Genomic DNA, 21,722 nt, shown 5'->3' on the forward strand with positions numbered 1-21,722 from the left:
TTTTAAATATCAAGATTTTTTACATTTATAGCATTAGAAACTATAAAATCTTTTCTTAATGCCACATCATTACCCATTAAAGTATGAATTAAACTTTGATCCTTTTTCAAATCTTTTGAGTATTGTACTTGAAGTAGATTTCTTGTTTCTGGATCTAATGTAGTGCTCCATAACTCTTCCGGATTCATTTCTCCAAGACCTTTAAATCTTTGTATATTCATTTTTGATTTTTCCTGATCAATTTTTTTTGAATAATCTTTAGTTCCTTTTTTAATTTTTTTTAACTCCTTATTATTATTTATTATGTAGTCTTCTAATTCCTTCTCATCCTTGATATAAATGCCTTTAGAGCCTTTGTTAATTTTAAATAAAGGCGGCTGTGCTAAATAAACATGGCCATTTTCAATTAACTTATTAAATGGTTTATTATTGAAAAAAGTTAAAAGAAGTGCTCTTATATGGGAGCCATCTACATCGGCATCCGTCATAATAATTATTTTTCCATATCTTAAATCCTTTAAATCAATTTCTTGTGCTTTTGGGTCCAGACCTAGAGCATTAATCAAGGTAACAATCTCATTTGAAGAAATCATTTTAGACAAAGCTTTTGTTCTTTGATCAGAACCACTTCCATTGCCGTTACCATTTTTTTTCAAATTAAAATCTTCTACATAAGTATTAAGTATTTTCCCTCTAAGAGGTAAAACTGCTTGATTAGCTCTATTTCTTCCTTGTTTAGCAGATCCACCCGCTGAATCCCCCTCTACAATAAACAATTCAGTTCCTTCTTGTTTTCCAATTTGACAATCAGCTAATTTTCCAGGAAGACCACTTAATTCAAGAGCTCCTTTTCTTCTTACATTTTCTCTTGCTTTTCTAGCAACATCTCTGGCCATTGCAGCTTGAATAACTTTAGCTAAAATAATTTTTGCAATAGAGGGATTTTGATCAAACCAAATAGATAATTTTTCATTTACTAGTGTTTCTACTATCATCCTTACTTCTGATGAAACTAGCTTATCTTTTGTTTGAGATGAAAATTTTGGATCAGGGATTTTAGTTGATAGTACACAAGTTAGTCCCTCCTTGATATCATCACCTGAGATTGCTAATTTATTTTTCTTTAGTAAATTATTTTCATTAGCATATTTGTTAATTACTCTTGTTAATGCACTTCTGAAACCCAACAAATGGGTTCCTCCATCTTTTTGATGTATGTTGTTTGTATATGGAAATATATCTTCTGAATATCCTGCGTTCCATTTTAAAGAGCACTCTAATTCAATATTATTTTTTTTACCTTCGATATAAATTGGTTTTCTAAATAAGTCATTTCCATTTTTGTTTAGTAGCTTTTCTCTTTTATCATCTAAAAAATCTACAAATTCTAGAACACCACCATCAAACTTAAACTCTGATATTTTTTCTTTCTTTTGGCTTGCATCTGTAAATATTATTTTTATGCCTTTATTTAAAAATGCTAATTCTCTCATCCTTTTAATCAAAATATTCGCACTAAATTTTATTGAAGAAAAAATTTCTTTAGAGGGTAAAAAAGTTATTTGAGTTCCTGAATTTTTTGCTTTTCCTATTATTTTTAAAGGAGCTTTGGCTTCACCATTTTGAAATTCTATATAATATTTTTTTCCATCTCTAAATATCTCTAACTGTAATTTTTCTGAAAGCGCATTAACAACTGAAACACCAACACCATGCAGTCCACCCGAAACTTTATATGAGTCATGATCAAATTTACCTCCAGCATGAAGTTGTGTCATAATTACTTCTGCTGCTGATTTTTTTTCTCCTTTATGGATATCAACAGGAATACCTCTTCCATCATCATTTACTGTAATTGTTCCGTCAGAGTTAATTTTTACATTAATATTTTTACAATATCCTGCTAATGCCTCATCAATAGAGTTATCAACAACTTCATAGACCATATGATGTAAACCTGTTCCATCATCTGTATCACCAATATACATACCTGGTCTTTTTCTGACTGCTTCAAGACCCTTTAAAACTTTGATGGAGTCTGCCTGATATGTATTTTTGTTTAACATTTTTTTAAATTTTGGAAAAAGAAAATTATAACATTTTTTAAAAAAATTGCTGATTTATCTTAACAAAAAAACTGAAAAATACTTGAAAAATACTTGAAAAATAAAGCTTATTTAATGGCGGAGAGAATGGGATTCGAACCCATGAAAGAATTACTCCTTTACACGCTTTCCAAGCGTGCGCCTTAAACCTCTCGGCCATCTCTCCATAAATTTTAAATTAAATTTATATTCTAAATAAGTTTTTTTGATACATTAATTTTGTGAAAAAAAAAATTTTTGATTGCATAACTTTTTTTAATTCAAATCATTTATTTGAAATAAGATTCCATACTCTTAAAGATATTGTAGATTATTTTGTTATTTGTGAGGCAAATACAACCCATACAGGTGAAAAAAAAAAATACAATTTTAAAATTAATAAATGGAAAAAATATAAAGACAGAATTATTTATATTAAAGTAGAGAATATTAAAAAAATTAAATTAGGTCAAAAAAATAAATTTGAATTAATAAAAAAGCAAATAGAATTTATATCTAAAGGATTAAAAAAGGCTAATAACAATGATATAATTATTTTGTCTGACGAAGATGAAATTCCAAATCCAAAAAGTATCAAAAATTTTAATTTTGAAAAATATAAATTTGGGATATTTAAGCAAAATTTATATTATTATAAACTAAATATTCAAAATTTAACTGAAGCTAGCGATGGATGGCCTGGATCTAGAATAAGCTTAAAAAAAAACATAAAATCTTTTTTTGATTTTAAAATATTAAAAGAAAAAAATAAATACGAACCTTTTTGGAAATTCTATAAAGAAAAAAGTATACAATTAATTAAAAAAGGAGGTTGGCATTTTACTTACTTATACAAACCAAAGGGTATATCAAATAAAATAAAAAATTCAGGTCATATAGAATATAATAAAAAAAAATATACTTCATTAAAAAGAATAAAATTTAGAATTAAAAATTTAAAAGACCCGTTTGATAGACCGGCAAAATTGAAATTAGTTAAAATAAATAAAACTTTTCCAGAATACATTTTTAAAAACAAAAATAAATTTAAATTATGGATAAATTAAAATGAAAAAAAAAATAATAATAATCGGTAAAAATAGTTTTATTGGTTCAAATATTAATATTTATCTTCAAAATAAATTTAAAGTAATTAATATCAATTTAAATCAATTTAAAAAATTAAAAAAAAATCAATTAAAAAAGTTTGATTATATTTGTAATTGCTCTGTTAATAAAAAGTATATTCATAATAAATATAATACAAAAAACGACATTGACTTACAAATTGCAAATATAATAAAAAATAATAAAATTAACTATATTTTTTTAAGCTCTAGAAAAATTTATAAACCTAAATTTAATACAAATGAAAAACAAAATCCAAATCCTATAGACATCTACTCCCACAATAAAGTTATAACAGAAAAAACTTTAAAAAAAATTTTAGGTTCTAAACTTTTAATTTTAAGGATTTCAAATGTTATTGGATTTAAAATTAGAAAAAATAAAAGACAAGTAAACAAAACCTTTTTTGATAACTATATAGAAAGTGTTAAAAACAAGTCTGAAGTTAATTATTATAATTTATTTAAAGATTTTATCTCAATTGAACAACTAGCCGATTATTTCTATTACGCAATAAATAAGAGACTAACTGGAAAATTCAATGTTTCTTTAGGTAAAAAAATATATGTAAAAGAAATTTTAGGGTGGCTTAATAAATATAATAAAAATAAAAAAAATTTTATTTGTCTAAAAACACCAAAAACACTAATTAACAAAACCTCTTTTACCTTAAATAATAACAAAATTTATAAACTTATAAAATACAGACCTTCTAAAAACGAGCTTAAGAAGTTTTGTGTAAATATAAGTAAATCTATTCACTAATTTTTTTGATTATTAGGATATTTCTAAGGTACATAATTTCAATTTCTTTTTTGAACATATTTATGAATGAGATTACACCCTCATATGTTTGATATTTTTTATTTTTATCAATATCTAACATTGCATCATCAAAAATCATAATTCCCTGTTTTTTTAAAATTTTAAAACTTTCAATTGCATCAACTATAACATCTTCACCATTATGTGATCCATCAATATAAATATAATCAAATATAGTTTCTCTTTGAATTAATTTTCTTATCTCTATTATTGAATCTCCCTTTTTTTTTTCTAAATTATCATATCCATTTAGGTTACTATCAAAATTTTTCTCTGCTCTATTAAGATCTAAACCAATATCCTCAGAATTAAAGTTTGGTTTCGACCATAAGTCTATAGCTATGGCTTCACTATTTTTATAAAAATGTTTAACATTCAAAAGTGATAATCCCTCAAAAGATCCTATTTCTAAATAACTAAATTTTTTGTTTTCATCTTGAGGCAAATAGTAATTAAATATTTCAAAATTATTTAAAAACCATTTTTCTGTAAAATTTTTTTTTTTAATCAAGTTCTCAAAGATAACTTTTCTATTAATTAATTTTTTTTTTGCTTTTTTTTTTATAAAAACTGATTGAAATACTTTATTTAAATTTTTTAATTTAAAAAAAAATTTCATATTTATTTATTATTAGAACGTTGTATTATATATTATTTATTTTTATGAAAACAAATAAAAACATTCTAATTTGGGGCGCTGGTTTAAGATGTAACAATACTATAGAAAAGTTAAAACAATCAAAGTTTTTTATAAAAAATAAATTGAAGGTAAAATATATATTTGATAATACTAAAAAGAAATTAAATTTTCAAACAGAAGTAAAATTTTTAAACAAAACTAATGACTTATATAAAATAATTGATGAATGCAATTATTTTGTTGTTGCCATAGGTTCAGAATATGGCAAAGCTAGATTTTTAATTTCAAATGAACTTCTTAAGCATAAATTAAAACCTTTAAATTTAATTGATAATAATTCTATTATTGCTCATGATGTTTTTTTTGGAAAAGGTTTTCAATCTGAGGCTGGCTCAATAATACAAAATAAAGTCAATATTGGTGATTTTTGTATTTTAAACACTAATGCTAGCATTGATCACCATTCGAATATTGGAAACGGATGTCATATTATGCCAGGTGCTACTATTGCTGGTAAAGTTAATATTAAAGATTTTGTTACTATTGGATCTAATGCAACTATATTACCATACATTACAATTGAAACTGGAGCAGTAATTGGTGCTGGAAGCGTGATAACAAAAAATGTAAAAAAAAATGAATTAGTTGCTGGAAATCCTGCAAAAAAGATAAAGACTGTAAAACATAAATTTGATTTATCTCCTTTTAAAAAATAAGTTTAATTTTTTTGACTATTAATTTTTAAAACCCCAATAAACGCCTCTTGCGGTATCTCGACTCTACCAAATTGCTTGGATCTTGCTTTCCCTTTTTTTTGTTTTTCTAAGAGCTTTCTCTTCCTATCTGTGGCACCACCACCATGAATCTTTGTTAAAACATCCTTTTTAAAACCTTTTATTGTCTCTCTTGCAATAATTTTACCTCCAATCGCAGCTTGAACTGGGATCATAAAATTATGTCGAGGAATTAAATCTTTCAATTTTTCACAAACTTCTCTTCCAGTTTTTTGAGCAAAATCTTTATGAATCATCATAGCTAAAGCATCAACAGGTTCTCCATTAACTAGTATCCCTAACTTAACTAAATCTCCCTCTCTATGTTCAATTATTTCATAATCAAAACTAGCGTATCCACTTGTCATTGATTTTAATCTATCATTAAAGTCAAAAACTACTTCGTTTAAAGGTAACTCATAATTCACAACTGCTCTATTACCTGAATAATTTAAATTAGTCTGAATTCCTCTTTTATCCTGACACATTTTTATAATTGAACCTAAATATTGGTCAGGAGTAATGATTGTTGCTTTAATCCATGGTTCTTCGATGTATTTTATTAAAGTTGGATCAGGTAAACTTGATGGATTTTGAAGATCAATTACATTTCTATTATTAAGATGAACTTTATAAACAACACCCGGTGTGGTTGTTAATAAATTAACATCAAATTCTCTTTCCAATCTTTCTGTCACAATTTCCAAATGAAGTAAGCCTAAAAATCCACATCTAAAACCTAATCCTAAAGCAGAAGATGACTCTGGTTCAAATGAGAAACTTGCGTCATTTAATTGTAATTTAGCTAAACCATCTTTAAGTTTTTGAAACTCAGAACTGTCTACTGGAAATAATCCGCAGAACACTACCGGTTTACTTGGTTTAAATCCTGGCAAAGCTTCTTTTAAAGGTTTTGAGGCATCACAAATTGTATCTCCAACTTTCGTTTCAGATAAAACTTTAATTCCTGTTGTAATAAATCCAATTTCACCCGTTTTTAATTCATTTATGTCTACTGGTTTTGGAGTAAAAACCCCAACTTTTTCAACAATATATTCTTGATTAGTTGACATCATTTTAATTTTCATATGTTTTGAAAGTTTGCCATCTATCACTCTCACTAAAATCACTACACCTAGATATGTGTCATACCAGCTATCAACTAATAAACATTTTAGATCTGCTGAGCTTTCCCCTTTTGGCGCAGGTAATGTTGTGATTATTTGTTCTAAAATATCATCTATTCCTTCGCCAGTTTTACCTGAACATGGAATTGCGTTTTCAGTATCAATACCTATCACTTCTTCTATTTGTTTTTTTGTTCTATCTAGATCTGATGCAGGTAAATCAACCTTGTTTAAAACTGGCACTATCTCATGATTAGTGTCTAAAGCTTGATAAACATTTGCTAATGTTTGGGCTTCTACCCCTTGTGTACTATCTACGATTAAAATTGAACCTTCGCATGCATATAAAGATCTGCTAACTTCATAACTAAAATCAACATGGCCTGGAGTATCAATAATATTCAAAATATAATTTTTTCCATTTTTAGCTTTGTAATTTAATTTAACTGTTTGGGCTTTAATTGTGATTCCTCTTTCACGTTCAATATCCATAGAGTCTAAAACTTGAGCTTTCATTTCTCTTTCAGTTAATCCACCACAACTATGAATAATACGATCAGCGATAGTAGATTTTCCATGATCAATATGTGCAATAATTGCGAAATTTCTTATATTATCAATTGAACTCATTAATTTATTTTAGGAACGAATTTTAGCACCAGTTTTATTTTCAACTGTTTCTATTATTAAATTGTTAATTTTTTCCAAATCATTATCTGTTAGAGTTTTTTCTGAAGACTGAATTGTTACACTGATAGCAATTGATTTTTGATTTTCAGGAATATTTTCTCCGTCATAAACATCAAATACTTTAACATTTGATATTAAATTTTTATCAATACTAGATATTACACTTATTAACTCTTGTACTTTTATTTTTTTATCAATAATAAATGCAAAATCTCTTTCAGATTTTTGAAAGTCTGATATTGAATATTTTGTTTTTTGATCTTTTAAAGGTTTTTTAGGTAATTTTAAATTATCTAAAAATATTTCAAAACCTACTAAAGACTCTGTTTTAACATCTAGCGTTTTAATAATGTTTGGATGAATTTCACCAAAATAAGCAGCTACCTTATCTTTTCCCTTATTTAGAAATATTCTTCCTGATTTTCCTGGATGATAATAATTTGGGCTTTCATCATCGATATAAAATTTTTCTGAGTCATAACCAGCTTCTACTAATGTTTGTGTCACATCTCTTTTGATATCAAAAACATCGACATTTCTCTCTTTTTCAATCCATGAAAGTCTAGATTTTTTTCCAGCCGACAAACCACAAACAACTGTATTTTGAGCTCCAGGTTGTGAACCATAAAATATTGGCCCTATTTCAAATATTGATAAATCTTTAATTCCTCTATCTAAGTTTTTGCTCATGTACATCACTAAATTTGAAAAAATAGAATTTCTTAATACTCCCAATTCTGAGCTAATTGGATTTACAATTTTTATTTCTTTATTGGCTTCTTTAAAGTGATCGTTATATTTTGAATCTGAAAAAGACCAAGTGATTGCTTCCAAATACCCTTTGGATGCTACTGCCCTTTGAAGAAAATGAAATAACTTTTGAGTTGGATTTAAAGTGTTTTTTGATCTTTCTTTAATAGGGTTTTCTATTTTTATTTTTTCATAACCACTAATTCTTACAAGTTCCTCAACTATATCAATTTCTTGAACAATATCTGGTCTCCAAGATGGAACTGATAATTTAAAGAATTTTTTTTCTTTTTTTAATTTAAAACCAAGTTTTTCTAAAATATTTATCATTACTTTGGTTGAAATTTTAAAACCAGTTATTTTTTCAAATGTTTTTGGGTCAAATTTTATTACTTTGTTTTTATAAGATTCTATTTTTTGAATATCTATTTTACTAATTTCACCACCACAAATTTCCTTAATTAAAGTAGCTGCTTTATTCAATCCATTTTCAATTGATAACTGATCAATACCTCTTTCAAATCTAAATTTAGCATCTGTATCAATACTCAAATTTTTAGCAGTTTTTCTAATTGATCTTGGATCAAAATAAGCCGACTCTAATAAAACATTTTTTGTATCTAACTCTGTACCAGATCTTGTTCCCCCAATAATTCCACCTAGACCTAAGACACCTTTGTTGTCGCTTATTACACACATTCCATCACCTAGTTTATAATTTTTATTATCTAGAGCAGTAAATTCTTCTCCTGATTTTGAATTTCTAACGATTATTCCCTTATCAATTTTATCAGCATCGTATGCGTGCAAAGGACGATTAATATCAATCATGACATAGTTAGTTACATCTACAATTGCAGATATTGGTTTTTGGCCTATAGAGATTAATTTATCTTTCAACCATTGAGGACTTTCTGTATTTTTGACGTTAGTTATTAAACAGCTACCAAAAGATAAACAGCCTTGATTTTTTTCCTTTGTTATTTTTACTTTTAAAGTCTGTTTTTTATTAGATTTAATTTTTTTATCTTTTTCTGGTTTTAAGTTTCCAAAACCTGCTGCTGATAAATCTCTCGCTATCCCCCGAACACCAAGACAGTCTGGTCGATTTGGTGTAATTGATAAATCGATGAGATTAGAACTTGGTTTAGAAAAATAACTTTTTCCAATATTTTTCCCATATTTAGATGACAACAGCTCAGTAATCCCATCACTTTCATCTGATAAATTCAATTCAGATTCAGAGCAGAGCATTCCATAAGATGTAACATCTCTTATTTTAGCAACAACAAGTTTGGTTTTGTTTTTTGGGATTATAGCGCCTGGTGGGGCATATACAGTAAGAAGGCCCTCTCTTGCATTTGCAGCTCCACAAACAACTTTTTTGATTTCGTTATCACCAACATCAACATCACAAACTTTAAGTCTGTCTGCGTTAGGATGTTTTTCTGTTTTTAAGATTTTTGCTACCTTAAATAAATCTAACCCTTCAGATAAGTTTTCTATACTCTCAACCTCAAGACCTATGTCTGTTAGTTTCTCAAGAAGTTTATCTTCTTTAGCGCTTATTTTTAAATGATCTTTCAGCCAATCATATGTAATCTTCATCTGCTTAAACCTCTGTAATTTGAAGGAACATCGAGTGGATCAAAACCAAAATGATTTAGCCATCTGTAGTCACAATCAAAAAACGCTCTTAAATCATTAATGCCGTATTTAAGCATTGCTAATCGATCTATACCTATACCGAAGGCATATCCTTGATATTTTGAAGGATCTACGTTTACATTTTTTAAAACATTAGGATGCACCATGCCACAGCCTAAAATTTCAAGCCACTTATCTCCTTCTCCAATAATAATTTTGCCATCTTTTATTTCATAACCAATATCAACTTCTGCAGATGGTTCTGTGAATGGAAAATGACTAGGTCTAAATCTCATTTTAATTTTTTCAACTTCAAAAAATTCTCTAATGAAATAATTCAAGCATCCTTTCAAATGCCCCATATTAATGTTTGTGTCAATATGTAAACCTTCTACTTGATGAAACATTGGTGCGTGTGTTTGATCACTATCAGATCTATAAGTCCTTCCTGGAGCAATGATCTTAAATGGGGGTTTGTCTTTTAGCATAGTCCTAATTTGAACTGGTGAAGTATGTGTTCGTAATAAAAATTCTTTGCTTTCATCTAAGTAAAACGTATCATGCATATCTCTTGCTGGATGATTGTCAGGTGTGTTTAAAGCAGTAAAATTGTTATATTCATTTTCAACATCAGGGCCTTCCTCAACACTAAATCCTATTTCTGAGAAAATGGATGAAATTTCATCAATAGTTTGCGATACTGGATGAACTTTCCCTCTAACGAATGGTCTTTCAGGTAAAGTTATATCAACTTTTTCCTTTTCTAATTTTTCGTTTATTTTTTTTCCTTCTATCTCTCTAATTTTAGAAGTTATCAGATTTTGAAGTTCATCTTTAGCTTGATTTAAATCTGATGCAAATTTTTTTCTATCAGCATCTGGAATTGATCCTATTGTTTTAAATTTAGATGAAATTAAACCATTTTTACCAAAAAGCTCAGTTTTGATTTCATTTATTTGATCAATGCTTAAATCATTTTCAAGCTTTGATATAAACTGATCTCTAATATTTTTTATCTCTGACATATTAGTAGATTATTTCCTTAAGAAATAAAAACAATAGCGAAGATTAATTTAAAGCTGATTGAGCTTTTTGTACAATTGTTTTGAATGCTTCTGGGCTATCGTAAGCAATTTCAGCAAGAATTTTTCTATCTATTGCAATACCACATTTATTTAATCCATTGATAAATTTTGAATAAGTTAATCCCTCGGCTCTAACTCCAGCATTGATTCTCTGTATCCACAATGATTTAAAATCTCTTTTTTTATTTCTTCTGTCTCTGTAAGCATATTGCATGGATTTTTCCATAGCTTGCTTAGCAACTCTAATAGTATTTTTTCTTCTACCCCATTGACCTTTTACAGCTTTTAAAACTTTTTTATGTTTAGCTTTGCTAGTTACACCTCTTTTAACTCTTGCCATTATTAACCTCTTAAACTGTAAGGCATGTATGACTTAACAATTTTTCCATCTTGTTTAGACAAAGTTGTAGTGCCTCTTAGTTTTCTTATTTGTGAATTCGTTCTTTTAATCATGCCATGTCTTTTACCCGCCTGAGCAGAAATAACTTTACCCTTAGCAGATATTTTAAATCTTTTTTTTGCTGAGCTTTTTGTTTTTAGTTTTGGCATAATTCTGCGGACTTATACAAAGAAAGATATAATTTTACAACCTCTATTAAGGCTTATAAAGGCTGAATTACCATTATCATTTGCTTCCCATCAAACTTGGGATGCAATTCTACCTTACCGATATCCTTCATATCTTCTTTAATTTTGCCCATAAGTTCATTTCCTAGATGGGAATGCTGAAGTTCTCTGCCTTTAAATCTAATAGTGAATTTAACCTTATCTCCTTTAGCTATAAATTTTTTAGCATTTTTAACTTTAAACTCGTAATCATGAGTTTCCGTAACAGGTCTCATTTTAATTTCTTTTAAAGAAACGATTTTTTGTTTTTTCTTTGCAAGATTTGCTTTTTTCTGAGCATCATACTTATATTTACCCATATCCATTATTTTACATACAGGAGGGTTTGCATTAGGTGCTATTTCAATTAAATCTAAACTTTGATTTTTTGCAATGGAAATAGCTTCATTGGTATTCATCACTCCAAGATTTTCTCCATCACTTGCTATAACTTGTACATCAGGAGAAGAAATTCTGTTATTAGATCTTGGACCTTTGTCCTTAGTTCTTCTTTGAAAATAATTTTGTTTGAATTCTGCCACTTAGTTTGATGATGCTTTATTTAAAGCAGAAAATGTTTTTAAGAATTGATCTATACCCATATTTTCTTGTTTATTAGAGTCTAACCTTCTAATCGTTACTGAATTGGAGTCAACTTCTTTTTTACCACAAATTAATAAAAGCGGTATTTTTGCTAAGGAATGATCTCTAATTTTATAATTTAAATTATGATTTTTTAAATCTACTGCTGAACTTATACCTGAATTTTTAATTTTATTTGACACATCGACTGCATAGTCATTAAATTCTTCTGAAATAGGTATTACCATAGTCTGTAAAGGAGATATCCAAAATGGAAACTTACCTGCATAATTTTCAATTAAAATTCCAATAAATCTCTCTAGAGAGCCAAATAATGCTCTGTGCAACATAACAGGAACTTTTTTAGTTCCGTCTTTGTCAATATAAGAAGCATCTAATCTTCCAGGTAAATTTAAATCTACTTGCAACGTTCCACATTGCCAATCTCTGCCAATAGCATCTCGTAAAACAAATTCAATTTTAGGACCATAAAATGCTCCCTCACCTTTATTAATTGTATATTCTAATTTAGAAGCTTTAACAGCTTGAAGCAAAGAGGCTTCTGCTTTATCCCATACTAAATCATCACCAACTCTTACTTCTGGCCTGTCTGCATATTTTAGAATTACATTTTCAAAACCAAGGTCCTTATAAATATCTAGTATTAAATTTGTAACAATTAAACATTCACTAGTAATTTGATCTTCAGTGCAAAAAATATGGGCGTCATCTTGAGTAAAAGCTCTTACTCTTAATAACCCATGTAAAGCACCTGATGGCTCATAACGATGAACTTTTCCAAATTCAGCAAAACGTAAAGGAAGATCTCTGTAACTTTTTAGGCCTTGATTAAATACCTGGATATGACCAGGACAGTTCATCGGTTTAATCGCAAAAACTTTCTCATCTGGTGTTTCAGAAGTATACATGTTTTCTCCATATTTTTCCCAATGCCCAGATTTTTCCCATAGTTGTCTATCTAATACCTCTGGAGTATTTACCTCTTTATAACCAGCAGCATCTTGTCTGCTTCTCATATAATTAATGAGTTTCTGAAATAAACCCCATCCTCTTTCATGCCAAAATACTGAGCCAGGGCTTTCTTCTCTAAAGTGAAATAAATCCATTTCTCTACCTAATTTTCTATGATCTCTTTTTTCTGCTTCTTCTATTCTTTTTAAATATTCATCTAGATCTTTTTGAGTTGCCCAACTCGTACCATATATTCGTTGCAACATTTCATTATTAGAGTCTCCTCTCCAATATGCTCCTGATACTTTTGTAAGTTTAAAATATTTTCCTATTTTACCTGTAGAGGATAAATGTGGGCCTCTACATAAATCATGCCATTCTCCATGAAAATAAATTGATACATCTTCATTTTCAGGTATTGCTTCAATTAGCTCAGCTTTATAAATTTCTCCTTTTTTTTTAAAATGGCTAATTGCTTTGTTTCTATCCCAAACTTCTCTTTTTGTTATTTCATTCCTATCGACAATCTCTTTCATTTTATTTTCAATTTTAACAAGATCATCTTCTGTAAATGGTTCTTTTCTAGCAAAGTCATAATAAAATCCATTTTCAATCACGGGTCCAATTGTAACTTGTGTTCCAGGAAATAATTCTTGAACAGCCATAGCTAAAATATGAGCTGTGTCATGCCTTATAGTTTCTAATCCCTCAGGATTTTTTGAGGTAAAAATTTTTACAGAACAATCATTTTCAATTAAAAAATCAAGATCTTTAAGTTCACCATCAACACTTATGACCATGGCTTGTTTGGCTAATGATTTGCTAATTTTTTCAGCTACTTCAAGTCCAGTAACTTTATTAGGAAAATCAATATTGTTTCCGTCAGGTAATGTTATTATAGGCATTTAATTTAATAATCTTTTATACTCTGAATAAGTAGAAAAGCACATTTTTTCAACATTAAATTTTTGAACTATGTTTTTTCTTCCTTCATTACCAATTGTTTTTAATAGAGTTTCATCCATGTTAAGAGTTTTCAAAATTTTATCACTTAATGATTTAGCATTTCCTGCTTCATATAAAAAACCAGTTTTTTCATCAATTATCGTTTCGTTAGAACCTCCAATATTACTTGCTATAATTGGTTTTTCCATTGATTGTGCTTCTACAGAAACTCTTCCAAAAGCTTCTGGTTCGGTTGAGGCTGAAACAATAATATCAGAAACTTTATAAGCTAAGGCCATATCCTTACAATGATCTATGAATCTTAATTGTTTCGATAATCTGTATTGCTCTGAGAGTCTTATTAATTTTTTCTTATATAAATCTCTACCTTGATCACTACCTAAAATGACAGCATAAAATGCTTCATAACCCAGTTCTATATTCACTAAGTTAACTGCCTCGATAAAAACTTCCTGTCCCTTCCAAGAAGTCAGTCTACCAGGTAAAAGAATAATTTTTTTATCTTTTTCAATGTCCCATTTTTTTAATAATTTTTTTTCATCAATTTCAATTTTGGTTGTTGGATCAAAGTAGTCAACATTTATTCCTCTAAAAATAACCATTAATTTTTTTTTCTCATTTAAATATTTTGAATAATTTTTTTTAATATGTGAAAAAATAAAATTAGATCCTGCAATTATTAAATCAGCTCTAGTCATTACTGAATTATAAATTTTTTTTATATTACTCTTAAAATTATATGTTCCGTGAAATGTAGTTACAAATTTTCTTCCTGTGATTTTCGTTGCTAACAAACATGACCAAGCAGGCGCTCTACTTCTCGCATGGACCAAAGAAATATTATAAACTAAGATTATTCCAATTAAGAAAAAAGCATTAATTAAAATTAGTAAAGGATTTTTGCTTTGCACTGGAAGTCTAAATATTTTAACTTTTTTTCTATCTACAAATTTAAGCAATTCACCACCACTTGTTACAATAAATGACTTACAATTATTTTCTGTTAAATAATGCGCAATATCATAACAGCCGGTTTCGGCTCCTCCATAGCCTAATTTTGGAATTACTTGTAAAACTTTTAAATCAGATGACATTTGATATGATTATATATTAATAGACAAAACTTATAAACGATTATGACAAAGTTCAGATTTCATCAAATATCAAATACAAAGAAAATTAGACATATTTCCAAAATTTTTAAAGATAGTTCTTTTATAGTTTTTTTGCATGGCTTTATGTCAGATCTTGAAGGAAAAAAACCAAATGCATTTTTGAAATTTGCTAAAAAAAATAAAATAAGTTTTTTGGCACTAGAGTACTCTGGTCATGGGAAATCATCTGGAAAATTTGTTAATGGAAATATTTCAAAATGGAGTAAAGAGACGTCAATTTTAATTAGAAAATACGTTAAAAAAAAAGAAATTGTATTAATTGGCTCAAGTATGGGTGCATGGATTTCGCTCAATCAATTCAAAATTTTCAAAAAACAGATTAAAGGATTTTTAGGAATTGGGGCTGCTCCTGAATTTTTAGAAAATTTAATGTGGAAAAAATTTACTAAAAAAATGAAAGAAGAGACAATACGTAAAGGTATTTATCAATTAAAACATGGAAATTATGAATATCCAATAACTCTACAATTAATAAAAGATGGAAGAAAAAACAAGGTATTAAATAAAAAAATTAATTCAAATATTAAAGTAACAATGGTACATGGTGAAAAAGATGAGGCAGTTCCTGTCTCATATTCAAGAAAAGTTTTAAGATTATTTCCAAAAGCTAAGAGAAAATTAAATATTGTAAAAAAAGGTGATCACAGTTTATCAAATAAAAAATGGTTAAATATAATTTTAAAAGAGCTTAAATTATTAATTTAGCTAACTCTTTTTATATCTTTTTTTAAAGTAATTGGATTTTTTAATTTATCCAACATTTCTTTAGGACACACCTGAACAAAATTATTTACTTCACCATCAAAGTTTTCAATTATTTTTTTTGTTAATTGAGACTTGGTTTCTTTGAAGTGCTCACTGACTAAATTTTTTAAATATTCTTTCCAATAATCTGTCTCTACATTTTGCCAAACTACTGTTTCTGGATTTACTTTCTTTTCAAATTGTTGAGATTTATCATATATAAAAGCCATTCCACCTGTCATACCAGCTGCAAAATTATCACCAACATCTCCTAAAATTACTACAGTTCCACCAGTCATATATTCACATCCATTAGAATCGCATCCTTCAATTACTGTAACTGCACCAGAATTTCTAACTGAAAATCTTTCACCAGCTTGGCCAGCAGCAAAAAGTTTTCCTGAAGTAGCTCCGTAAAGTACAGTATTTCCTAAAATTGTATTCTCATTTGAAACTAAATTGCTTTCTTCAGGTAATTTTATTGAAATAGTAGCTCCTGACAAACCTTTACCAACATAATCATTTGCATCTCCCTTTAATACTAGTTTCAGTCCTTTTGAGGAGAACGCACCAAATGATTGACCTGCTGATCCTTTAAAATTTAAAACTAAAAAGTTTTCATCAAGTTTTTCATAACCATATTTTTTATACAAATGATGAGAAATTCTAGTACCTACTGCCCTATGAGTATTTTTTATTTGATATTCTTTCTCAATTTTTTCAGAATTATCTAAAGCTTGTTCAATTTCTGGCCAAATTTGTTGGTCAAGAGTATCTGGTACACTATTTATTTCTTGATCCTCACAATACCTTGGATTATTTCCAGTATCAGCTTGAACAAATAAAGGATTTAAATCTAAGTCATCTAAATTTGGAGAACCTTTACTAACCTGTTTTAATAAGTCTGTCCTACCAATCACTTCATTTAATGATTTAAAACCTAAATTTGCTAATATTTCTCTTACTTCACTGGCTATAAATGTAAACAAATTCACTACTTTTTCTGGAGTCCCAGTAAATTTTTCTCTGAGCTTTTCATCTTGAGTGCAAACGCCTACAGGACATGTATTTGAATGACACTGCCTTACCATTATACAACCCATTGCAACTAAAGCTGTAGTAGCAACACCATATTCTTCAGCTCCCATCATTGCAGCTATTACCACATCTCTTCCAGTTTTAATTCCACCGTCTGTTCTTAATGTAACTTTATGTCTAAGATTATTTAGAGTTAATACTTGGTTTGCTTCCGTCAAACCCATTTCCCATGGTATTCCAACATACTTAACACTAGTCTGTGGCGTTGCTCCTGTTCCACCATTATGTCCAGAAATTAATATTATATCTGCTTTTGCTTTAGCTACACCAGCTGCAATTGTTCCTACTCCAGATGAAGCAACAAGTTTAACTCCAATTCTTGCTTTAGGATTTATCTGTTTTAAATCATAAATTAGTTGTGCAAGATCTTCGATTGAATAAATATCATGATGTGGTGGTGGTGATATTAAAGTAACTCCAGGAGTTGAATGTCTAAGTTTAGCAATCTCCTCTGTAACTTTAAATCCTGGTAGCTGACCTCCCTCACCAGGCTTAGCGCCTTGTGCAATTTTAATTTCTATCTCATTACAATTATTAAGATAATTAACTGTAACTCCGAATCTTGCGGAAGCTATTTGTTTAACTCTTGAGTTTGCGCTGTCACCATTATCTAAAACTTTAAATCTACTTGCATCTTCACCGCCCTCTCCACTACATGAAGCACCTTTAATCCTGTTCATACCAGTTGCCAAGGTTTCATGTGCCTCTTTTGATAAAGCTCCATGAGACATACTCCCACTTCCAAATCTTTTTAAAATATTTTCTATTGGCTCAACCTCAGAAATATCTATTGGCCCACTTAATTTTTTTTCTCTGAAATCAATTAAGTCTCTAAGATTAATAGGTGGTAAGCTGTATATTCCCTCCGCATATCTTTTATAGGCATCATAAGAATTAGATCCTACTGAACTTTGAAGTAAATGAATTAATTTTCCTTGATATTGATGAGTTTCACCATTTTTACGATATCTATATATACCGCCTATAGGCAATATGGTTTCAGAACTTTCAAATGCCTCTTTATGTATTTCTCTAATTTTTTTCTCTATACCTGTAAGTCCAATACCTGAAATTTTAGAGACAACTCCTGGAAAATAATCTGCAACAATTGTTCTACTTAAACCTACGGTTTCAAAGTTACATCCACCTCTATAAGAACTTAGAACTGAAATACCCATCTTAGACATGATCTTTAATAAACCTGCGTTTACTGATTTTATGTATCTCTCTACACATTCATCAAAGCTAAATTGACCAAATAATTTCTTTTCATGACGCTGAAATAAACTATCAAATGCTAAGTATGGATTTACAGTAGTTGCTCCAACTCCTATTAAGGTTGCAAAAGAGTGTGTATCTAAAGCCTCTCCAGATTGAACATTTATTGATACATATCCTCTTAGTTTTTTTTCAATAAGGAATGAATTAATTGAGCCAACTGCTAAAAGCATTGGTATTGGAAGTTTTAAGCTAGAAAGCTCTTTGTCACTTAAAATCAATTGAGTAACTCCCTGTCTTACTGCAATTTCAGCTTCTTTTTGAATTTTTTTGATTGAATCAAATAAAGTTTCTTCCTCAGAAAAAGTACAATCAATTATAGATGAATTGTTACCAAAAAAATTTATAAATTTTTCAAACTGAGAATTTGATAATATTGGACTATTTAAAACATAAATATTTTGCTTTGTTAAATTATCAAAATTTAAAATATTTCCAAGATTTCCAAATCTTGTTTTCAAACTCATAACCTTGTTTTCTCTTAAAGAGTCTATTGGTGGGTTTGTGACTTGACTAAAATTTTGTCTAAAAAAATGGTACAACGGTCTATACCTATCTGACAAAACAGCCAATGGTGTATCATCCCCCATAGATCCAGTTGCTTCTTTAGCATCTTCTGCCATAGGATGCAGTATGAGCTCAAGATCTTCTAGACTTATTCCAAAAGTATATTGCCTTCTTCTTAAATCATCTCCCGAAAAAGAATTTTTTTCATCTGAAATAGTTAACTTATCATCTAGGTCGATAATTTGTGAATTAAAGTGTTTATACTCTTTAGCTAAATAATCTTTTATTTGCTTGTTTGTAAATACTTTACCTTTTTCTATTCTAACTCCAATTATTTCTCCAGGACCCAATCTTCCCTTTGACAAAATTCTTTTTTCATTTAATTCAATCATTCCTGTTTCAGAACCTGCAAATAATAATTTATCTTTTGTAATTGCGTATCTTAAAGGTCTTAATCCATTTCTGTCATTTGCAGCTATAACCCACTCATTATCAGTTCCAGCAATAGCAGCCGGTCCATCCCATGGCTCCATTGTGCTGTTCAAAAAATTAAATAATTGTTGGTGATCTTTTGGCAGAGTTTTATTTTTTTTAGACCATGCGTCTGGAACTAACATAAGCTTCGCCAAAGGCGCAGGCTGACCAGATATATTTAATAATTCAAAAACATTATCTAATGCAGCAGAGTCTGATGCTCCCTGTTGTATAACAGGTTTTAAGTTCTCAACATCGTCAAAAAGGGGACTGTTCATCTCTTGTTCATGAACTTTCATCCAATTTTTATTTCCTCTATAAGTATTAATTTCTCCATTATGTGCTATAGCTCTAAAGGGTTGAGCTAAATTCCAGCTAGGCGCTGTATTTGTTGAAAATCTTTGATGAAAAATAGCAAACCTTGAAACAAATCTCCCATCTTTTAAATCGAGATAGAAATCTGAGATAGCTTCAGCTAAAAACATCCCTTTGTAAATGATAGATTTAGAACTCAGTGAACAAATATAAAAATTGTTTAAAGATTTTTTAAAAGCTTCATTTTCTATCTTTCTTCTAGTTTCATAAATTTTTCTTTCTAAATCTTTATTTGTTAATTCTGGATTATAAGGTTTAAACAATACTTGGATAATTTCAGGCATTGTTTGGAATGCCTTTTCTCCTAAAACTTTTGGATTAACTGGAACTTGCCTCCAACCGTAAATACTAAAATCATTTTTTATTAATTCACTTTCTACAATAGTTTTGCAACTTTCTTGACCTGCGTAATCATTCCGAGGCAGAAATATCATACCCACACATATTTCAGAATTGTCATGTGTGTGTCCTGTCACTTCTATCTTTTCAATGAAGAAATCTTTTGGTATTTCAACATGAATTCCAGCTCCGTCACCAGTTTTCCCATCGGCATCTACAGCGCCTCTATGCCAAACTGCTTTTAACGCTTCAATACCATACTCTACAACTTTACGAGATTTTTTACCTTCAGTTGATGCAATTATACCAACACCACAAGCATCATGCTCCATGTCTTCTGAATAAACATTATTTTCTTTTAAAAGGTGAAGGTTTTTTTTATAATTTTTCATTAAGCCACTTTTTTTTCCACTTTAGATTTACTCTCTAAATAAGTTTTAATTGAAGCTGCTGCATCTCTTCCATCTTTTATCGCCCAAACAACTAATGAAGCTCCTCTAACTATATCACCAGCAGCAAACACCCCTTTTATATTTGTTTCCATAGTATCAAAATCTGTTTTTAATGTTCCCCACTTTGTTACTTGTAATTCACTACTATCAAATAAATTCGGTAAATCCTCAGGATCAAAACCTAGTGCTTTGATAACCATATCTGCTTTTGTTTCGTAACTTGAGCCTTCTTGTACTTGTGGCTTTCTTCTTCCTGTCTCGTCTGGATCACCTAGTTTAATTTGATCTACAATTATTTTTTCTATTTTATTTGTACCTTTAAATTCTTTAGGACTTGATAACCAGACAAATTCAACACCTTCTTCTTCTGCATTTGCAACTTCTCTTGCAGATCCTGGCATATTTTCTTTATCTCTTCTATACAAACATTTAACAGATTTTGCCTTCTGTCTTATAGAAGTTCTCACACAATCCATTGCTGTGTCACCTCCACCGATTACAACAACATCTTTACCTTCTGCGTTTAAAATTCCTTTATCAAACAACTCAACATCATCTCCTAGGCCTTTTTTATTAGATGCTGTTAAAAAATCCATTGCAGGAAAAATATTATCAAGATCATTTCCAGGTAAGTTTACTTCTCTTGCTTTATAAACTCCTGTAGCAATTAAAATTGCATCGTGTTTTTTTCTCAATTGGTCTAGGCTTGCATCCTTACCAACTTCAAAATTTTGAATAAATTCAATTCCTCCATCCTTTAAGAGTTTTGTTCTTCGCTCTACAACTTCTTTTTCTAGTTTAAAATTTGGAATTCCATAAATTAATAATCCTCCTGCTCTATCATATCTATCGTAGACAGTTATTTTATACCCATTTTTTCTTAATTGTTCTGCGGCAGCTAAACCAGCAGGACCTGCTCCTATAATTCCTACGCTTTGATTTTTTTCATTAGTTACCTTAATTGGTTTTACCCAGCCCTGAGCCCAAGCATTATCTGTAATATATTTTTCTACTGATCCAATAGTTACTGTTCCATGACCAGACTGTTCAATTACACAATTTCCCTCGCATAATCTATCTTGGGGACAAATTCGGCCACACACTTCAGGCATATTGTTTGTGCTTTGGGATAATTCATACGCCTCTTTTAATCTTCCCTCTGCTGTCAGTTTAAGCCAATCTGGAATGTTATTACTTAATGGACAATGAACTTGGCAAAAAGGTACTCCACATTGCGAACACCTACTCGACTGTTCTTTAGCTTTTTCATTGATATACTCGTCATAGATTTCTTTAAAATCTTCCTTTCTCGTATCAACTTCTCTTTTAGGTGGAGTTTGTTGACCTATTTTAACAAATTTGAGCATTTTATCTGGCATAATATTATTTAATTTTTGGCAAAATA

At 29.2% G+C, this 21,722-nt stretch carries 16 protein-coding genes and 1 tRNA gene; 4 read left to right on the forward strand and 13 right to left on the reverse strand.

Annotated features, from left to right (window positions below):
* Positions 1-2: 2 nt before the first annotated feature.
* Positions 3-2,066, reverse strand: coding sequence for a DNA gyrase subunit B (locus ACTT9L_RS05200; RefSeq protein WP_440928258.1), 2,064 nt, complete (start codon positions 2,064-2,066; stop codon positions 3-5).
* A gap of 115 nt (positions 2,067-2,181) precedes the next feature.
* Positions 2,182-2,271 (reverse strand) — tRNA-Ser (locus ACTT9L_RS05205).
* Between the two features lie 55 nt (positions 2,272-2,326).
* On the opposite strand from ACTT9L_RS05205, the gene ACTT9L_RS05210 reads away from it, so the two are divergent.
* Together ACTT9L_RS05210 and ACTT9L_RS05215 are read left to right on the forward strand one after the other, a co-directional pair.
* Entirely contained in the window at positions 2,327-3,151 is an 825-nt protein-coding gene (locus tag ACTT9L_RS05210) for a glycosyl transferase family 17 (protein WP_440928259.1), read from the forward strand.
* Position 3,152: 1 nt separating this feature from the next.
* Entirely contained in the window at positions 3,153-3,977 is an 825-nt protein-coding gene (locus ACTT9L_RS05215) for an NAD-dependent epimerase/dehydratase family protein (protein ID WP_440928260.1), read from the forward strand.
* Here the strand turns inward: ACTT9L_RS05215 and ACTT9L_RS05220 are convergent.
* Positions 3,967-4,656: a class I SAM-dependent methyltransferase gene (locus ACTT9L_RS05220; RefSeq protein WP_440928261.1), complete on the reverse strand. Its 690-nt coding sequence runs from the start codon at positions 4,654-4,656 to the stop codon at positions 3,967-3,969. The genes ACTT9L_RS05215 and ACTT9L_RS05220 overlap by 11 nt on opposite strands.
* 44 nt (positions 4,657-4,700) lie before the next feature.
* Here ACTT9L_RS05220 and ACTT9L_RS05225 point away from each other — a divergent pair, with 44 nt between their 5' ends.
* Entirely contained in the window at positions 4,701-5,393 is a 693-nt protein-coding gene (locus ACTT9L_RS05225) for a NeuD/PglB/VioB family sugar acetyltransferase (RefSeq protein WP_440928262.1), read from the forward strand.
* Between the two features lie 2 nt (positions 5,394-5,395).
* Here ACTT9L_RS05225 and lepA read toward each other — a convergent pair whose 3' ends face one another.
* The 8 genes from lepA to ACTT9L_RS05265 are packed head-to-tail and all read right to left on the reverse strand — an operon-like array spanning position 5,396 to position 14,969.
* Positions 5,396-7,207 carry a translation elongation factor 4 gene (lepA, locus tag ACTT9L_RS05230; protein ID WP_440928263.1) on the reverse strand — a complete coding sequence of 604 codons (1,812 nt, stop codon included), beginning with the start codon at positions 7,205-7,207 and terminating at the stop codon, positions 5,396-5,398.
* Positions 7,208-7,216: 9 nt separating this feature from the next.
* Positions 7,217-9,625 carry a phenylalanine--tRNA ligase subunit beta gene (gene pheT, locus ACTT9L_RS05235; RefSeq protein ID WP_440928264.1) on the reverse strand — a complete coding sequence of 803 codons (2,409 nt, stop codon included), beginning with the start codon at positions 9,623-9,625 and terminating at the stop codon, positions 7,217-7,219.
* Entirely contained in the window at positions 9,622-10,689 is a 1,068-nt protein-coding gene (gene pheS / locus ACTT9L_RS05240) for a phenylalanine--tRNA ligase subunit alpha (protein ID WP_440928265.1), read from the reverse strand. Before pheS ends, pheT begins: the two co-directional genes overlap by 4 nt.
* A gap of 43 nt (positions 10,690-10,732) precedes the next feature.
* Positions 10,733-11,089 carry a 50S ribosomal protein L20 gene (gene rplT, locus ACTT9L_RS05245; RefSeq protein WP_023854435.1) on the reverse strand — a complete coding sequence of 119 codons (357 nt, stop codon included), beginning with the start codon at positions 11,087-11,089 and terminating at the stop codon, positions 10,733-10,735.
* Positions 11,090-11,091: 2 nt separating this feature from the next.
* Positions 11,092-11,298, reverse strand: coding sequence for a 50S ribosomal protein L35 (gene rpmI, locus ACTT9L_RS05250; protein ID WP_023854436.1), 207 nt, complete (start codon positions 11,296-11,298; stop codon positions 11,092-11,094).
* A gap of 53 nt (positions 11,299-11,351) precedes the next feature.
* Positions 11,352-11,897, reverse strand: a complete 546-nt coding sequence (gene infC, locus ACTT9L_RS05255; RefSeq protein ID WP_440928266.1) for a translation initiation factor IF-3 — start codon at positions 11,895-11,897, stop codon at positions 11,352-11,354.
* Positions 11,898-13,814 carry a threonine--tRNA ligase gene (gene thrS / locus ACTT9L_RS05260; RefSeq protein ID WP_440928267.1) on the reverse strand — a complete coding sequence of 639 codons (1,917 nt, stop codon included), beginning with the start codon at positions 13,812-13,814 and terminating at the stop codon, positions 11,898-11,900.
* Positions 13,815-14,969, reverse strand: a complete 1,155-nt coding sequence (locus ACTT9L_RS05265) for a glycosyltransferase family 4 protein (RefSeq protein ID WP_440928268.1) — start codon at positions 14,967-14,969, stop codon at positions 13,815-13,817.
* Positions 14,970-15,011: 42 nt separating this feature from the next.
* On the opposite strand from ACTT9L_RS05265, the gene ACTT9L_RS05270 reads away from it, so the two are divergent.
* A complete protein-coding gene (locus ACTT9L_RS05270; RefSeq protein ID WP_440928269.1) occupies positions 15,012-15,755 on the forward strand; it encodes an alpha/beta hydrolase in 744 nt (247 codons plus the stop codon).
* Here ACTT9L_RS05270 and gltB read toward each other — a convergent pair.
* The gene (gene gltB, locus ACTT9L_RS05275) at positions 15,752-20,257 is read right to left on the reverse strand and encodes a glutamate synthase large subunit (RefSeq protein WP_440928270.1); all 4,506 of its coding nucleotides are present in this window, start codon (positions 20,255-20,257) and stop codon (positions 15,752-15,754) included. The genes ACTT9L_RS05270 and gltB overlap by 4 nt on opposite strands.
* Entirely contained in the window at positions 20,257-21,696 is a 1,440-nt protein-coding gene (locus tag ACTT9L_RS05280; RefSeq protein ID WP_440928271.1) for an NAD(P)-dependent oxidoreductase, read from the reverse strand. The genes gltB and ACTT9L_RS05280 overlap by 1 nt, the downstream gene beginning before the upstream one ends.
* Between the last annotated feature and the right edge of the window lie 26 nt (positions 21,697-21,722).

Source organism: Candidatus Pelagibacter sp. (assembly GCF_052049675.1).
GTDB lineage: Bacteria > Pseudomonadota > Alphaproteobacteria > Pelagibacterales > Pelagibacteraceae > Pelagibacter.